Here is a 15,461-nt window from a genome sequence, read left to right on the forward strand (position 1 = left end):
GCATCGACGTTGACGGATCCGGGGGGCCGTGGGTATCCTTGTCGATCCGCGCCCTTCCCGGGCGCCCTTTGTCTGCCGTCAGCGCAGCTCAGGTTTTCCCAACGCGGAGCCCGCCAGCGCGCTCGCACCCGGCCATCAGCCTCGAGGAGTTCATCATGTTCGCCGTCATCGCCACAGGCGGTAAGCAGTACAAGGTCGCCGTCGGCGACGAGATCGACGTGGAGAAGCTCGACACTGCCGTCGATGGCTCCGTCGACCTTCGTCCGATCATGCTGGTCGACGATGACGACAACGTCACCGTCGGCGCCGACGACCTGGCCGCTGCCACCGTCACCGCCACCGTCGTCGACCAGTACCTCGGTGAGAAGGTCCGCATCTTCAAGTACAAGAACAAGACCGGATACCGCCGCAAGACCGGTCACCGGCAGCCGCTCACCCGCGTGCGGGTCGAGTCGATCTCCAAGTAGCCGTCCACCGAGTAGTCCTCCCGAAGGAGTAGGCATGTCAACCAAGAAGGGCGGCGGTTCCAGCGCGAACGGCCGCGACTCCAACCCGAAGTACCTGGGCACCAAGCGCTTCGGCGGCGAGGTCGTGACCACCGGTTCGATCATCGTTCGTCAGCGCGGCACCCGCATCCACCCCGGCGAGAACGTCGGCCGCGGCAAGGACGACACCCTGTTCGCCCTCGCCGACGGCATGGTCAGCTTCCGCCGGTCCGGCAAGCGGACCTTCGCCGAGGTCATGCCGGGCGACGCCTAGCCCAGCCAGAACCTGTCGACGCCGCCCCCTCGAGGGCGGCGTCGTCGTTTTCGCGGGGTCGCGTTTCGCGGGGTCCGCCCGAGGTGGCGGTCGTCCGGTTCGCCGGCGCTACCAGACCTCCGGCGCCCAGGGGGCCTCGGCGGGTCGCAGGGCCGAGTCGAACGGCGCCACGACGGACGGCTCCAGCACCTCGATGCGGCCGGAGTGCACCAGACGGCTGACCGACACGCCGCCCAGGTACAGCGACCCGAGCTCGCGGACGTCCATGCGCAGGTCGGGGGACTCGGTCGTCGGCTGCACCGACGCGCCCTCGGGCGCGACCTCGATGCGCCAGGTGCCGTCGATGTCGTCGAATCGGCTGTCGTGCACCTCGACGGTGACCGCGGCGGAGTCCGACCACGCCCGTGCGGTCAGCGCCGCCTCGACGTCGAGGATGCGCACGTACAGCGCGTCGGAGACGTGGCGCCGGACCCGGCGGGACTCCTCCACCAGCAGCGGCAGGGCATCGTCGACCGGACGCCGCTTGGCCGTGACGCGGCCGACGAGGTCGTGGCTGCACAGGAACGGCCAGATCGAGGCCTCAGCGGCGGCGTCGACGCCGACGAGCTCGATGACGTGAAGGGTGTTGTCGGGCAGGCCGTCGAGCTGGCCCTCGCTGGTGCCGTAAACGGCGTAGGCCACGTCGCGGCCGTCGATCTCGGCGACCGCGACCCGCTTCCATGCGGCGCCGCCCATGGCCCCCTTGCGGGTGCTCAGCACCTGGAACTTCCACCAGCCGCGGTCGCGGGCGGCCATCCCCCCGCGGCGGGCCCGGGCAGCCTCGTAGATGGGTGCGATGACGTCAGCGGCCTCGTCGACCTCCAGCAGCCGGATGCGGTCCGCCTGGGGAGGGGCGGTGGCCGCCCATCGCAGGCCCGGGCCGGCGATGATGTCGATGCCGTGCTGCTCCACGGCCATGCCGTAGCCGAACCGGCCGTAGATGGCGGCCTCGCTGGCCCACAGGGCAGCGATCGCGCGGCCCTTCTCGCGGGCCTCATCCAGGTGGGCACCCATCATCCGCGACAGGATCCCCCGTCGACGATGCGTGGGGGCAACCGCCACCCAGGTGGTGCCGGCGGTGGGGACCTCGCCACCGGGCACGCTGATGTCGTGCCCGTAGGCCGCGAGGCTGCCGACCATCTGGTTGCCGTCGAAGGCGGCGTGGCTGCTGCGGTGGTCCAGCACCAGCATCTCGTCCTCGCGGTCGGCGTCGGACACGGCGTCGCCGAAGGCGCGGTACAGCAGGTCCAGCGCCTTCGGCTGCTCCTCACGGGTGAACGGGCGGAAGGTGAGCTCGTCGATAGTCACGGAGGCACCATAGGTCGTCCGCACGGCGCGCGCTCCGGGGTGGACGACTACCCTGCACTGCAGCTGACACGACCGGGCAACGTGGCTGGGTCGTGGCCTGACTCGAGGAACTCATGGACACTGTCGATTCGTTGCTGGACGTCGTGGGCAACACCCCGCTCGTCAAGCTCTCCCGCTTCTCCGCCGACGTGGCGCCGACCATCCTTGCGAAGGTCGAGTACCTGAACCCCGGGGGGAGCGTGAAGGACCGCATCGGCCTGGCGATGATCGAGGCGGCCGAGAAGGCCGGCGACCTGCAGCCGGGCGGCACCATCGTGGAGCCCACCTCCGGCAACACGGGTGCGGGCCTCGCGATCGCGGCGGCGCAGCGTGGGTACCGCTGCATCTTCGTGATGCCCGACAAGATGAGCTCGGAGAAGATCAACCTGCTGCGCGCCTACGGCGCCGAGGTCGTGGTCTGCCCGACCGACGTCGACCCCGAGGACCCCCGCTCGTACTACAAGACCTCCGACCGGCTGGTGGAGGAGACCCCGGGCGCGTTCAAGCCCGGCCAGTACTTCAACGCCGCCAACCCGCAGGCGCACTACGAGTCGACCGGCCCGGAGATCTGGGCGCAGACGGAGGGGAAGATCGACGTGTTCGTGGCCGGCGTCGGCACGGGCGGCACGATCACCGGCACGGGGCGTTACCTCAAGGAGCAGAACCCGGACATCGTCATCGTCGGTGCCGATCCCGAGGGGTCGATCTACACCCAGCCCGACAACATGCACTCCTACCTGACCGAGGGCGTCGGGGAGGACTTCTGGCCGGGCACCTTCGATCCCGACATCGTCGACCGCTGGGTCAAGGTCACCGACCGGGACGCGTTCCTGACCGCTCGCCGGCTGACCCGTGAGGAGGGCATCCTCGTCGGTGGCTCCTGCGGCACGGCGGCCGCCGCGGCGCTGGAGGTCGCGAAGGACTATCCCGCTGACGCCGTCATCGTCACCCTGCTGCCCGACAGCGGCCGCAACTACCTGTCGAAGATCTACAACGACGACTGGATGCACGACCACGGGTTCCTGCGGTCCGGTGTCGCCGCCAAGCTGTCGCAGGTGCTGGAGTTCAAGGCCGGCGCCACGACGCTGCCGACGATCGTGCACGTCCACCCCCACGAGTCCGTCCGTGACGCCATCGCCACGCTGTCCTCCTTCGGGGTCAGCCAGATGCCCGTCGTGACCATGCCCGACCACGAGCAGGGGGCCGCGGACTTCTCCGACCGTGCCGACCTCGTCGGGTCGATCCGCGAACGCGGGCTGCTCGACCGGGCGTTCCGCGACGCGGAGATCCTCGACAAGACCGTCGCCGACGTCATGGACGAGCCGCTGCCGGTCGTGGATGCCCGTGACACCGTGGACACCGCCATGGCGGCGCTGACCAAGCGCGCGTCGGCGGTCCTCGTCTGCGAGGGCACCACCCCGACGGGTGTGCTGACCCGCGCCGACATCCTCGACTTCATGACCTCATCGAAGGGCAAGTGACGCAACGCATGAGCGACTCGAGCCTCGAACGCTGGCAGGACGCCGGCTTCGCCACCCGCGCCATCCACGCCGGACAGGATCCCGAGCCCCGCACCGGTGCGGTGGCCGTGCCCGTCTTCCAGACCTCCACCTTCGCCCAGCCCGCCGTCGGCGAGCACCTGGGCTGGGACTACGCCCGATCCGGCAACCCCACGCGTGACGCGCTGGAGGAGTCGCTGGCCTCGCTGGAGGTGGGCCGGTACGGCTCGGCCTTCGCCAGCGGATCCGCCGCACAGGACGCCGTCCTGCGCACCCTCCGACCCGGCGACCACGTCATCATCGCCCCCGACGTCTACGGCGGGACCTACCGCCAGTTCAAGCGGGTCCACGAGCCATGGGGCATGGACTTCACCCCCGTCGACCTGTCCGACCTGGACGCGGTCGCGGCGGCGTGGCGGCCCGAGACGCGGATGATCTGGGTCGAGACCCCGACCAACCCGTTGCTGAACGTCTTCGACATCGAGGCGCTTGCGGCCTTCGCGCACGAGCGCAACGCCAAGGTCGTGGTCGACAACACCTTCGCCACGCCCTACCTGCAGCAGCCGCTGGAGCTCGGTGCCGACGCCGTCGTGCACTCTGCCACCAAGTACCTGGGCGGGCACTCCGACGTGGTCTCGGGGGGCTTCGTGACCCGTGACGAGGAGCTGGCCGAGCAGGTCGCTTTCAACCAGAACTCCATGGGGGCCGTCCCCGGACCGTGGGACGTCTTCCTCGTCCTGCGCGGCATCAAGACCCTCGGCCTGCGAATGGACCGGGCCTGCGACAACGCCCAGCAGTGCGTGGAGGTGCTGCGGTCCAGCGACGTCGTCACCGAGGTGCTGTACCCGGGGCTGGCCAGCCACCCGGGCCACGAGGTCGCGACGAAGCAGATGCGCGACTACGGCGCCATGATCAGCTTCCGCGTCGGTGACGAGGGCCTGGCCCGCCGCATCTGCGCGTCCTTCGAGGTCTTCACCCTTGGTGAGTCGCTCGGTGCGGTCGAGTCGCTGGTGGAGCATCCCGGCGCGATGACCCACATGTCGGTCGCCGGGTCACCGCTGGAGGTACCCGCAGACCTGGTCCGGCTGAGCGTCGGCATCGAGGACGCCGCCGACTTGACCGCCGACCTGCAGCAGGCGCTCGGCACGACGTGACCCCGTGGGCGGGGATGCGGGTGACCAGCGCCCAAGTGGACCCCTACCGCCGGCAGTGGGAGCTGGCGAACCGCCGCGCGCTCGCTGACGAGGGGCCGCTGCTCGCGGTGCTGGGCGACTCCGCCGCGCAGGGCGTCGGGGCCGGATCCCCGTTCGACGGCTGGGTCGGCCAGCTCCGACGGCGACTGGACACCATCGACGGCCACGGCTGGCGTGTCCTCAACCTGTCGGTCAGCGGCGCCCGCGCCCACACGGTGCTGGACGAGCAGCTGCCGCGCTTGTGGCGGATCGGCCAGCCGGTCGACCTCGTCGTCTGCGCCGTCGGCGGCAACGACATGTACCGGTCGACCGCGGCCCAGGTACGTGATCGGTTCACCCGGCTGCTGCGCGCGCTGCCCGCACCGGGCACCTGGCACGATCACCAGCGCACCGTCGTAACGACCCTGCCGCAGGGCCTCGGTCGGCGACGCGCAGGGATCGCCAACGAGCTGGTCAGGACCCTCGGTCCCCGTCGTGGCCTGGAGGTCGCGGACCTGTGGGCCACGACCGGACCGCCGTGGCAGGGCAAGTACGCCGAGGACATGTTCCACCCCAACGAGCGGGGCTACGCCGACTGGGTGGAGGCGATCCTCGGGACCATCCGTCCGTCGCACGGATCACTCGGCGGCGACCTGCCCGTCGCGCTGCGGCGCCGACCGCCAGCCCAGGTCCTCCAGGGTGAGCTCGCCGACGAGGAACGCCCTCACGACGGTGGACAGTGACGCCCGCGTGCGACGGGCGTGCTGCCTGAGCAGCTCGAACGCCTGGCGGTCGGTCAGGCCGACGGAATGCATGATCGCGCCCTTGGCCTGCTCCACGGGGCCGTGGGTGGTCATCGCCCGTCGGATGCCGGCCAGCTGCGTGGTGGCGTCGGCGGTGCGCGCAGCCGACACCAGGTGGGCGCTGGCCGTGTCGGCGAACAGGCGCGCCAGCTGCACGAGGCCGTCGTCGAACCGTCCGACGCTGGATCGGTAGAGGTTCATGGCCCCGATCGTGCTGTCGTGGGCTCGCATCGGGACGCTGAGGACGCCACGGACGCCCTGGCCGTCGGCGAGTGGCCCGAGGCGTGGGTATCGGTCGTCGGTCGCCAGGTCGGGCACGACGACCACCCGGCCGGTCCGGAAGGCGTCGACGCACGGGCCGTCGTCGAGGCCGATCTGGGCTTCCTCGATCCGCCCGACCGCGGCGTCGGACGTGGCGATGACCGACAGGCGGTTGCGCTCGTCGAGCAGCATCACCCCGATGCCCTCGACGTCGAGGACCTCCGTGGACCGGTGGACGAGCGTCTGGAGGGCACGGCGGCGGCCGGGGTGGTGACCCTCCACGTCGGTGTGCGGGGGCCCGTCGCGTCCGGCGGAGTTCGTCCGTGCGTCGGTCTGGCCGGCCAGCGTGGCGGCGAACTCGAGGAGGAGCTGGAAGATCTGCCGGTCGGCGTCAACAGCGCTGCCCATGGCGTGGGTCCTTTCGCTCACCCGGAGCCATGTCTCCGTGGAACCGTCGTTGTTCGTGGCGCGCGGCGTTCGTGTCGTGTCCGCGCGGAGCGCTGCAGGAACCCGTCGCCTGCCTAGCGCAGCTCGAGAATGCCATCGATGGGACGGAACGAAACCAGATCTCGTGCGTCGAACGCCTCGAGCCAGCCACGCATCGGCCATTCCCCCCAGCGTTCGCGGAAGGTGTGGGCGTTGCGGACGATGTCGCGGACGTGCTGGACGGGCGGCGAGGTCGACTCGTGGTGCTGGTGCCAGCCCTTCGCCGCTGCGGTGCGCCACAGGGTCAGCCCGGCGGCGGCCGCGCGCCGACCGAAGTCGGTGTCCTCCCCGCCGTATCCGACGAAGGCCTCGTCGAACCCGCCGAGCCTGTCGTAGTCGACGGCGCGCATGGCGAACGACAACGACCAGAAGAGGTCGGGGTTCGCGAGCTGGGTGTCGACGGGCGGTGGCGTCCTGGCCGGATGCGGGCTGGCTGCCCCGTCGAGCAGGTCCTCGGTCCAGTCGTCGTGGGCGGTGGGGACCCCCTCCGGAAGGTAGTCGACCTGGCCCGACCACAACCCTCCTGTGGTGCGACACCGGTCTGCGTAGTCCGCGACGAGCGTGGAGGACGGGAGGACGTCGACGTCGAGGAAGACCAGCACGTCTGCGTCGGGGGCGCCGCGGCGGGCAGCGTTGCGGGCGGCGGCCAGCGGAAGGGTGGTGCGGGGGTCTGCGGCGTCGACGACGTCGACGTGCATGCCATCGGGGACCGTGGGGCGGGGACCGCCCATCCACGCGACCACGACCTGGTCGGGCGGGTCGGTCTGTCGTCGGAGTCCCTCCAGCAACCGTCGGAGGTGAGCCTGCCGTCCCCGGACGATCGTGCAGACCGCCACGGTCATGCCAGGCCCTCCGCCGTGGCGGCCACCGTCCTCGTGTCGGCAGCCCTCGTGGTGACGAATCGGCCGGTGCGGGCGGCAGTGCCGTGGACGGTGCCGAGGGCGACGCGGTACAGCCGCTCGTGGGCGGCCAGGACCTGATGGCCCAGGCGTTCCCGGTCCTCGGCCCGGCTGACGAGGTCGGCGTCGCGGATGCTGACCATCTGCCCCGCCATCTCGATGGGGTCGACGTGGTCCCGGCGGAGCGGGGCGACGGCCATCGGGTGCTGCTCGGCGACGAACCCGGCGTCGGTGCCGATCACGGCGGTCCCGACATCGGCCGCCAGCTCGAGCATGCCGCTGTGGGTGCCCCAGCGGTAGGGCAGCACCACCGCTCGGGCCAGCGCGATCTGCCGGACGAGCTCGCGATGGCCCAACCCGTCGTGGACGACCAGGTCGACCAGGTCGATGGCCGGATGGTCGCTGATCAGGTCGACGTCCTCGCGGTCGACCAGCACGCGCACCTGCACGCCGCCGTCGAGCAGGGCCACGGCATCCAGGACGCCTCGGACGTCGTGGCTGGGACGTCGCGGCTTGGCGTGCAGCAGCATCGGCCCCCAGGGACCCGCGCTCGCCGACCGGAGCCGACGGGCGCGCCACATCCGGTCGGTCGGCAGGATCGGCCCGTGGGCGATCACCCCCGGGCGGCTCCCGGTCCGCGCCTCCACGGCCGCTGCGGCGCCGTCGGTCAGGGTGATGACACTCGAGGCCCGCTCGACCATCGGTCCGATCAGGGCCGGGATGGGGTCCTCGTCGGGGGACAGGTGCGGGCTGACGAGGTCGTGCACGGTCATCACGATCGGTGTGCCGTGGCTGCGGTGCACGTCCATCACGTCGATGATCCGCTCCGCGTTCTCCTCGTGGCCGAAGTGCATGTGCACCAGGTCCCACTCGTCGCCGTGCCGGCGGAGCCAGTCGGGGTCGTGGTAGGCCGCGAGCCGTGGCATCGGTTCGTCGCGGTGCACGAGCCGACACACGGTGCGGTCGAAGCGGTCGACGTAGGGGTGCCTGGGTGGGTACGACAGCACCCGGGGTCGGGGGGTCACGAGCAGCCTCCTCGGGTGGTGCGGACGAAGGTGTCGATGGCGTCGGCGGCGCGGAGGGCGCCCTTGCCGTCGACCAGGTCCTGGGCGTGTGGACTGCCCGTGTCCGCGCTGCCCTCCAGCAACGCCGGCCACGACGTCGGTGCCGGCCACGTGTCGCGCACGGCGCAGACTTCGTGCTCGGCCAGCAGCAGCGCCTTGTGGCGCTGCTCGTCGAACGGGCGGTCCTGGGGGATGACGATGACGGGACGGCCCGACCCGACGGACTCCATGACGGCGTTGTGACCTGCGTGGGTGACGATGACGTCGGCTGCGCACAGCCATGCCCAGGGGTCCTCCACCCAGCCCGGCGTCACCAGGCCCGGCCGCGGTCGCACGTCGCCGAGCACGACCCACCGCCACCCCGGCGTGGCCGCAGCGGCGTCGTGGACGGGCCAACCCATCCGGCCACCCTCGCCGGACAGCACGACAACCACGCGATCGTCCGCCCCGATCCCGAGGTCCGCGCGCGCCCTGTCGTGGTCGGGGGTGCGCTGGTCGAACCGGGAGAACCCGCCGCAGTGGACGGTCCGAGCGAGCATGTCGTCGTCCACCCACGGCTCCTCGAGCCAGGCCGGGTAGGGGGCAAGCAGCAGGCTGGCGGCCTCGTGGGCCGCCCGGTGGGCGGGGTCGGTGCGACGACCGTGCTGGCGGACCACGACCGACGGGATGCTCAGCAGCCGGGCGAGCAGCGTCACCTCGACCGACACATCGACGACCATCGCCGCCGGATCGGTGGTCGCGGCCCACGAGGCGATGGTCCCCATGCGTCGGCGCAGCCCGTCGACACCCAGCGGGGCGTAGTGCAGGACGTCCGGGGTGGGCTGGGCGGCGTGCCAAGCGGTTGCCGGCGGCTCGACGTCGAGGGGAAGCCGGTGCGAGGTTGTCCCCTCGATGTCCAGCGGCCGTGAGGAGAACGTCGCCACGTCGGTGTCCAGCAGCGGCACCACGGTGCGGGCTCGGGCCTCGTGCCCCGACCCGTGGTGGTGGACGTACCACCCGATCACGTCACGAGCTCCCGATACAACGACAGGTAGTCCCCGGTCATCCGCTCGACGCTGCCGCGGGTCACCGCGTGGGTTCGACAGCGATCCCGGTCGAGCGTCGAGGCCGTGCGCGCTGCCGCCGCGAGGGCGTCGATGTCGTCGGGCTCCACGAGGACCGCGACGTCGTCGTCCACGAGCTCCGGGAGGGCGCCGTGGGCGTAGCCGGCCACCGGGGTGCCGCAGGCCAGCGCCTCCATGACGACCAGGCCGAAGGGTTCGGGCCAGCGAGGGGTCACGAACGCCACCGACGCACGGGCGATGCGGGCCGCGACCTCGGTGGAGTCGAGGTGGCCGATCCAGCGACGGTGCTCGTCGAGCTCGGGCCGCAGGACCTCCTCGGCGTAGGTTCGGTCGCTGGCCGGTCCGATGACCTCCAGCGACATCCCCGCCAGACGTGCGGCTCGGACGGCGTGGTGCGGTCCCTTCTCTGGACACACCCGCCCGACCCAGACGGCGGTGTCGGGGGCCGGCTGGCTCGCCGGGACGAACCGGTCGAGGTCGATGGCGTTGTGGATGACCGCCCGGGGCCGGCGCGGCCATCGTCGGGCGTTGTCGTGGCTGACGCTGACGATGTGGAGGTTGGCCTGGTCGCGGCGCAGCGCCGCCTCGATCCACGGGGTGGGTGGGGTGTGCAGGACCTTCACCATCGGCATCGGCAGCAGGTCGGCGGTGGCCGGGGGGATGTAGTGCAGCGAGTTGTCGTGGACGACGTCGAAGTCGCTGTCGCGCAGGCGCAGCATCAGGTCGAGGTAGGCGTCGTGCTCGACCATGAAGCCCTCCGCCAGCATGGACACGTCACGACGGGCGGCGGGGGACAGGTCCAGCAGCGTCTCGCGAGGCACGATCGGCTCGACCCCGATGTCCGGATCCGCGTCGGCGCTCGCGAACACCGTCACGTGGTTGCCGGTTGCACGGAGGCCACGGGCCAGGTCGGCGGTCTGCCGTTCCAGTCCTCCCGCATGCGGTTCGCGCAGCCCGTGGCGCAGGGACGCGATGATGGCGATGCGCAGGGGTGGCTCACCCGCGGCCGCCGCACGGACGCCTGGAACTCGAGCAGAAGCAGAGCTGACCATGTGCGTGGAGGTTCCTGTGGAGTCGAGGACAGGGACGGCACGCGGGGGTCGGGCGAGCTCAGCGTTTTCTACCCGTGGCGATCCATTTCAATCACCCGATGGCTGTCCAGTCCGAGGTCGGTTGCGGTCAGGCGTCCATCCATGAACGCCTCGGCGACCTCGAGGACCCGTCGGCGGGTGCTGCGGGCGTGGTGGCGGAGCAGGTCGAAGGCCGCGTCGGCGGTCAGCCCGTGTCCGTGGATCAGGACGCCCTTGGCCTGCTCGATCACACCGTTGCGCTCGAGGGCCTGCCGGATGCCGACGACCTGCCGGGACACCTCGTCCACCTGACGGGCGCTGACCAGGTACGAGCTGGCCATGTCGGCGAACAGCCCACCGAGCTGCTTGGAGGACTCGTCGAGCGGACCGGCGGTCGAGCGGTACAGGTTGAGCGCCCCGAGGCGGGTGTCGCCGACGCGCATGGGGAAGCTGTGGACGGCTGCCAGGCCGGACTCGACCGCGACCGGTCCGAAGGTCGGGAACCGGGTGTCCTGGCGGAGGTCGTCGGCGTAGATCGGCGTGCCGGTGATGTAGGCCAGCAGGCAGGGACCCTCGTCGTAGTCCAGCTGCAGCTGCTCGATGAGCCGAACCCGGTCGTCGGATGCCGAGACGAACCGGAGGTCGTCGTTGTCGTCGAGCAGCATCACGCCCAGGCCGTCGACGCCGAGCAACGACGGCGCTTGGTGCAGCAGCTCGTCAAGGGCATCCGCGGCAGAGTAGTCCGACGCCATGGTGTGGGCGAAGTTGAGCAGGACCTGCATCAGCTTGCGGTCACGGATCTGGCCCTCGGTGGGCGGCACGATGGATCCCTCCCCGGGATTTGGGTCGCTGGGTCGTCAGTCGCTGGGTTCGATCGAGGATGCTGCCCAGCGTGGGGTGTGTCGAATCCGTATCAGCGGGCCGATGCCGTCTGGTCGGCGGTGTGGACCCCGTGCGATCGGGCGGTGGAGTAGAGGCGCTCGTGGGCCATGCAGACGTCGGACCAGGCGTGCTCGCGGTCCTCGACGCGGCTGACGAGTGTGGGATCGGGGCGGGTGAGCATCGCCTCGGCCAGCGCCGCGGCATCGATGTGGCCGTCGAGCACGGGAACACCGACGATCGGGTGCTGCTCGGCGAGGTGCCCGACCCGGCCGGCGATCACCGGGGTGCCGATGTCGGCCGCGAGCTCGAGCCGCTGGCTGTGCAGGCCGGCGGTGAGCGGCAGGACGAGGGCGCGAGCCGCGGCGATGTGATCCACCAGCTGGTCGAAGGACAGTCCGTGGTGGACGACGAGGTCCGCGCCGTCGAGCCCGGGATGTCGGGCGATGGCCTTCTCGTGGACGGTATGGACGAGCAGCCGAACCGGCATCGATCCGGCGAGGAGCGCGCAGGCGTCGAGGGCGCCCGTCACGTCGCTTGCCGGATGGTGCGGGTCGACCTCCACCAAAATCGGGCCCCATTCGCCGCCGCAGGCCGTCCGGTAGCGTCGGGCCCGCAGCAGGTCGGCGCCCGAGAGCATCGGGCCGTGGGGGATGACCCGAGGACGGATCCCCGTCCGCTCCAGGATGGTGCGGGCAGCACCCCGCGTGAACGTGGTCACGACCCAGGCGTCGGCCAGCACTCGCTGCACGGCGGGCAGGTCGAGCGCGTCGCCGGCGATGGTCCCCGAACCGGGGAGGTCGTGCAGGGTGACCAGGACCGGCGTGCCCTGGCGCCGATGGGTGTCGAGGGCGATGGGCAGACGCGCATCCGTGCCCGGGGGGAGGCCGATGTGCACGTGCACGATGTCCCAGTCGCGGCTGTGCTCCCGCAGCCACATGGGGTCGTAGGGATCCCGGTGGTCGGCGTGCTGGTCGGCAGGCGCGTCGGCGTGGTCCGGGGTCGGGGCCTGGGTCAGGTGCCCCTCCACCCTGGCGGTGTACCGGGTCCCCTCCGGATAGTGCAGGACGCGTGGCAGGTCGATGTGCCGTATCGCCCCGGGTGGCCCTAGTTGCCGTGCTGTGGTCACGTGAACTCCTCGTGGTGTTGCTTCACGGGTCGTGCACGCGGGGGCAGGGCGAGCTCCCAAGAGTCGTATCAGGGGTGACAGTCCGAGTCCCGTCCATCGCCATGCAGGTTGCAGTTCTCGCAGGTCAGGAGGTGTAACCGGTCTGAAGGGTGTCGCTGGTTGGCGGTGGTGGGGTTCGCGTCGGCGTCGCCGGTCTGGTGAGACTGCACGCATGCGCGCTGTACAGATCACGAGCCTCGACGGCCCTGCCGCCGTCTCCGTTGCCGACGTGCCCGACCCCGAGCGGGGTGACGACCAGGTCCTCGTGGAGGTCCGGGCGGCCGGCGTGTCCTTCCCGGACCTGCTCCAGACGCGGGGCATGTACCAGATCCAGCCGCCGATGCCGTTCGTGCCGGGAGTCGAGGCGGCGGGGATCGTCCGCGAGGCACCGGCGGGGTCGGTCCACCGGCCGGGGGATCGCGTGATGGCCTTCGGCATGATCGGGGGCATGGCCGAGCTGCTGGCCGTCCCCGAGGGGACCACCTTCGCGTTGCCCGACGAGCTCACCTTCGAGCAGGGCGCCGCGTTCCCGATGAACTACCACACCGCCCACTTCTCGCTGGTCCGACGTGGTCGGATGCAGGCGGGGGAGTCGGTGCTGGTGCACGGTGCCGCCGGCGGCGTCGGCACCGCGTCGATCCAGGTGGCCAAGGGCCTCGGGGCCCGGGTGCTCGCCGTCGTCAGCAGCGACGAGAAGGTCACCGTGGCACGAGCGGCCGGGGCGGACGTGGTCCTGCGCAGCGACGGGCCGTGGAAGGACGAGGCCCGCGAGGCAACCGACGGGCGTGGTGTCGACATCGTCATGGACCCGGTCGGAGGGGACCGGTTCACCGACTCCATCCGCACGCTGGCCCCGGAGGGCCGGGTGCTCGTCGTCGGGTTCGCCGGCGGGTCAATCCCCGAGGTCAGGGTCAACCGGCTGCTGCTGTCCAACACCGCCGTCGTCGGCTGCGCGTGGGGCGGGTTCCTGTTCCACGACCAGACCCTCGTGCCCACGACAGCTGCCGCACTGGACCCGCTGATCCGCGACGGGTCGCTGGCCCCGCCGATCGGAGCGGCGCTGCCGCTGGACGACGTCGCTGAGGCCCTGCGCCTGATCGACGACCGCGAGGCGACCGGCAAGGTCGTGCTGACGGTGCCGTGCTGACGGTGCCGTAGCCGCCGCCGTTGAGGCAGCGTCGGCAGCCAGCTTCTCCGCTCGTGCCAGGGCAGCGGGCCTTCGGTCGCACCTCGCAGCGACTCCGGCGGGGGCACGTCCGGTTCTCCGGGTGGTCGAGGGGTGCACTTGGTCGCACCTTGCAGCGACACCGTGTGGGGTGGCCGGGGTCGCTGGTCCGGGGCGGACGACAGTCGCCGGTGCCCACGAGGGGTTGTCAGACCTGGTGGCGACAACCCCCGGGGATCGAGGTCCGAGCAGCGTCCTTCCTGCTCCCGGCCGGAGTTGCTCGCCTTCTGCCGAACGGGCGGCTCTGGTCGCACCTCGTGGCGACAACGGTGTGGGGCAGTGGGGCGCAGCCGGGTCAGGCGTCATCGGCTGGTGGGCCTCGACCGGGTGGCCGTCGGTCGCACCTCGCAGCGACATCAGCGTGGTTCGTCGTGACCCGCGTCCCGGGGTCACCGCGAGCCTGCGGCGTTCAGCCACCGGACGTCCGGCGGACCTTCGTGCTGGACCTGCTGACCGACGCCCCGTCCTCATCCGGTCCACCGCCGGACGGCGATCTCTGTGATCGCGCCGTGGTGGGACGGGCCCAGTGACTGGCGAGGGTGGCCCCCGTTCGGGGTCAGGCGGCGAGGGGTGGGTCGCGGCTGATCTCCACGCCGCTCTCGGTGGTCCAGATGCGTTGTCCGGGTGGGCCGTGGAGCTGGTGGTTGCGTCTGGTCTTGTCCCGATGGTGGGCGGTGCACAGCCAGGCGAGGTCGTCCAGGCGGGTGGTTCGGGTGATGGCCCATCCGGTGACGTGGTCGATCTCCAGCAGGTGGTCGGCGGTGCAGCCGGGTACCTCGCATCGGTAGCCGCGGGCTTCCAGTGCGGTGCGTTGTTTGGCGGTGACCTGTCGGCCGAGGTGGGCGACGGTGACGTCGGTGGCGTTGGTGATGACGTAGGCGATGTGGGCATCCAGCATCTGTTCGCGGACTGCGGAGAGGGCGACGGGGCCGATGCCGGCGATCTCGCAGATCTCGCCGTCGGCGAGTTCGCCGCGGACGAGGGCTGATCCGTCGACGCGGATGATCACCTTGGTCTGCCTGCCGGAGGGTCGATGTCGCTGCGGCGGCGGATGGCCGCCCGGTCCGGCGTCGGGATCGGTGGCGGTCGGATCCGAGCCCTTCTGGCTGTCCGGGTGCTTGTCCGGGTCCTGCCCGTCCGGGCCGGTGCGGTCCCTCTGGGGGTCGCTGGTACCGATCCCGCTCGTGTCCGCAGCGTTGCTGCTCGGGTCAGTGGTGCCGTTGGAGTTCGTGCCAGCAGCGGGTGTGGCCGTCCCCTTGCCGGCCGGGAGTCCTTGGCTGCTCGGGTCCACGTCACCGGAGTCCTCGGCTCCGGGGAGCGTCGACTGGGCCGGCGTGGTCGCGCTGCCCGTCGGGCAGCCATCGCCGGCCGTGCCGGCCGGTGGAGCCACGGTGCCGGTCAGGTCACGGGTGGGGTGGTCGAGCAGGTTGAGGAGGGCATCGAAGCGGTAGCAGGCATCGTCCTCCCGCCGACCGGCGGCGTGGGCGGCACGAAACACCGCATCGTGCTCGCCCCGTAGCGCCGCCTCGATCCGGGCACCCAGGTCACCGGGGGCCTGCAGGAACGCCTTCCACTCGCCATCGGTCTCCGTCCACGACCGAAACGCCCGCCGTGCCAGATGCCGACGTCGGGTCGCTTCCCGATCCGGATCGGCAGCGGTGCGGATGTCACGCGCCTTCTTCCGCAGCTCCGGCAACGTCTGCGAGGCCGCATCCACGATCAGCTC

At 71.3% G+C, this 15,461-nt stretch carries 15 protein-coding genes; 6 read left to right on the forward strand and 9 right to left on the reverse strand.

Annotation, left to right across the window (positions count from 1 at the left end; translation table 11 throughout):
• Nucleotides 1-155 precede the first annotated feature (155 nt).
• Both rplU and rpmA read left to right on the forward strand, forming a co-directional pair.
• The gene (gene rplU / locus CUC05_RS02955; RefSeq protein WP_108664587.1) at nt 156-467 is read left to right on the forward strand and encodes a 50S ribosomal protein L21; all 312 of its coding nucleotides are present in this window, start codon (nt 156-158) and stop codon (nt 465-467) included.
• A gap of 34 nt (nt 468-501) precedes the next feature.
• On the forward strand, nt 502-759 hold the full coding sequence (gene rpmA / locus CUC05_RS02960; RefSeq protein ID WP_108664588.1) for a 50S ribosomal protein L27: 258 nt from the start codon (nt 502-504) through the stop codon (nt 757-759).
• A 108-nt stretch (nt 760-867) separates the two neighbouring features.
• Here rpmA and CUC05_RS02965 read toward each other — a convergent pair whose 3' ends face one another.
• Nucleotides 868-2,106 (reverse strand): GNAT family N-acetyltransferase, encoded by a 1,239-nt coding sequence (locus tag CUC05_RS02965; RefSeq protein ID WP_157965149.1) that lies wholly within the window; start codon nt 2,104-2,106, stop codon nt 868-870.
• A gap of 113 nt (nt 2,107-2,219) precedes the next feature.
• Here CUC05_RS02965 and CUC05_RS02970 point away from each other — a divergent pair, with 113 nt between their 5' ends.
• Genes CUC05_RS02970 through CUC05_RS02980 form a run of 3 tightly spaced genes read left to right on the forward strand, consistent with a single transcriptional unit; the run spans nt 2,220 to nt 5,559 of the window.
• Nucleotides 2,220-3,626 (forward strand): cystathionine beta-synthase, encoded by a 1,407-nt coding sequence (locus CUC05_RS02970; RefSeq protein WP_108664590.1) that lies wholly within the window; start codon nt 2,220-2,222, stop codon nt 3,624-3,626.
• Nucleotides 3,623-4,798: a cystathionine gamma-synthase gene (locus CUC05_RS02975; protein WP_108664591.1), complete on the forward strand. Its 1,176-nt coding sequence runs from the start codon at nt 3,623-3,625 to the stop codon at nt 4,796-4,798. The genes CUC05_RS02970 and CUC05_RS02975 overlap by 4 nt, the downstream gene beginning before the upstream one ends.
• Nucleotides 4,799-4,818: 20 nt before the next feature.
• Nucleotides 4,819-5,559 carry an SGNH/GDSL hydrolase family protein gene (locus CUC05_RS02980; protein ID WP_157965150.1) on the forward strand — a complete coding sequence of 247 codons (741 nt, stop codon included), beginning with the start codon at nt 4,819-4,821 and terminating at the stop codon, nt 5,557-5,559.
• On the opposite strand, the gene CUC05_RS02985 is transcribed toward CUC05_RS02980, so the two are convergent.
• The 7 genes from CUC05_RS02985 to CUC05_RS03015 all read right to left on the reverse strand — a co-directional run bounded on the left by CUC05_RS02985 (nt 5,455) and on the right by CUC05_RS03015 (nt 12,471).
• Nucleotides 5,455-6,288 (reverse strand): GAF and ANTAR domain-containing protein, encoded by an 834-nt coding sequence (locus CUC05_RS02985; RefSeq protein WP_170127898.1) that lies wholly within the window; start codon nt 6,286-6,288, stop codon nt 5,455-5,457. The genes CUC05_RS02980 and CUC05_RS02985 overlap by 105 nt on opposite strands.
• 113 nt (nt 6,289-6,401) lie before the next feature.
• Nucleotides 6,402-7,208 (reverse strand): galactosyltransferase-related protein, encoded by an 807-nt coding sequence (locus CUC05_RS02990; RefSeq protein ID WP_108664594.1) that lies wholly within the window; start codon nt 7,206-7,208, stop codon nt 6,402-6,404.
• On the reverse strand, nt 7,205-8,290 hold the full coding sequence (locus CUC05_RS02995; protein WP_108664595.1) for a glycosyltransferase family protein: 1,086 nt from the start codon (nt 8,288-8,290) through the stop codon (nt 7,205-7,207). Before CUC05_RS02995 ends, CUC05_RS02990 begins: the two co-directional genes overlap by 4 nt.
• Nucleotides 8,287-9,333, reverse strand: a complete 1,047-nt coding sequence (locus CUC05_RS03000) for a glycosyltransferase (RefSeq protein WP_108664596.1) — start codon at nt 9,331-9,333, stop codon at nt 8,287-8,289. The genes CUC05_RS02995 and CUC05_RS03000 overlap by 4 nt, the downstream gene beginning before the upstream one ends.
• Nucleotides 9,330-10,445, reverse strand: coding sequence for a glycosyltransferase (locus CUC05_RS03005; RefSeq protein WP_108664597.1), 1,116 nt, complete (start codon nt 10,443-10,445; stop codon nt 9,330-9,332). Before CUC05_RS03005 ends, CUC05_RS03000 begins: the two co-directional genes overlap by 4 nt.
• Nucleotides 10,446-10,513: 68 nt before the next feature.
• Nucleotides 10,514-11,284 carry a GAF and ANTAR domain-containing protein gene (locus CUC05_RS03010; protein ID WP_108664598.1) on the reverse strand — a complete coding sequence of 257 codons (771 nt, stop codon included), beginning with the start codon at nt 11,282-11,284 and terminating at the stop codon, nt 10,514-10,516.
• 92 nt (nt 11,285-11,376) lie between these two features.
• Nucleotides 11,377-12,471, reverse strand: coding sequence for a glycosyltransferase family protein (locus CUC05_RS03015; RefSeq protein WP_157965151.1), 1,095 nt, complete (start codon nt 12,469-12,471; stop codon nt 11,377-11,379).
• 211 nt (nt 12,472-12,682) lie between these two features.
• Here CUC05_RS03015 and CUC05_RS03020 point away from each other — a divergent pair, with 211 nt between their 5' ends.
• A complete protein-coding gene (locus CUC05_RS03020) occupies nt 12,683-13,657 on the forward strand; it encodes an NADPH:quinone oxidoreductase family protein (protein ID WP_108664600.1) in 975 nt (324 codons plus the stop codon).
• 634 nt (nt 13,658-14,291) lie between these two features.
• Here the strand turns inward: CUC05_RS03020 and CUC05_RS03025 are convergent.
• Nucleotides 14,292-15,461 (reverse strand): HNH endonuclease signature motif containing protein (locus tag CUC05_RS03025; protein WP_157965152.1); only part of this gene is annotated, 1,170 nt, incomplete at its 5' end.

It is taken from the genome of Euzebya rosea, assembly GCF_003073135.1.
Taxonomy (GTDB): domain Bacteria; phylum Actinomycetota; class Nitriliruptoria; order Euzebyales; family Euzebyaceae; genus Euzebya; species Euzebya rosea.

Coding starts and splice junctions, on each gene's coding strand:
- rplU (WP_108664587.1), top strand. CDS start 156: ATGTTCGCCGTCATCGCCACAGGCGGTAAGCAGTACAAGGTCGCCGTC.
- rpmA (WP_108664588.1), top strand. CDS start 502: ATGTCAACCAAGAAGGGCGGCGGTTCCAGCGCGAACGGCCGCGACTCC.
- CUC05_RS02970 (WP_108664590.1), top strand. CDS start 2,220: ATGGACACTGTCGATTCGTTGCTGGACGTCGTGGGCAACACCCCGCTC.
- CUC05_RS02985 (WP_170127898.1), bottom strand. CDS start 6,288: ATGGGCAGCGCTGTTGACGCCGACCGGCAGATCTTCCAGCTCCTCCTC.
- CUC05_RS02990 (WP_108664594.1), bottom strand. CDS start 7,208: ATGACCGTGGCGGTCTGCACGATCGTCCGGGGACGGCAGGCTCACCTC.
- CUC05_RS03005 (WP_108664597.1), bottom strand. CDS start 10,445: ATGGTCAGCTCTGCTTCTGCTCGAGTTCCAGGCGTCCGTGCGGCGGCC.
- CUC05_RS03020 (WP_108664600.1), top strand. CDS start 12,683: ATGCGCGCTGTACAGATCACGAGCCTCGACGGCCCTGCCGCCGTCTCC.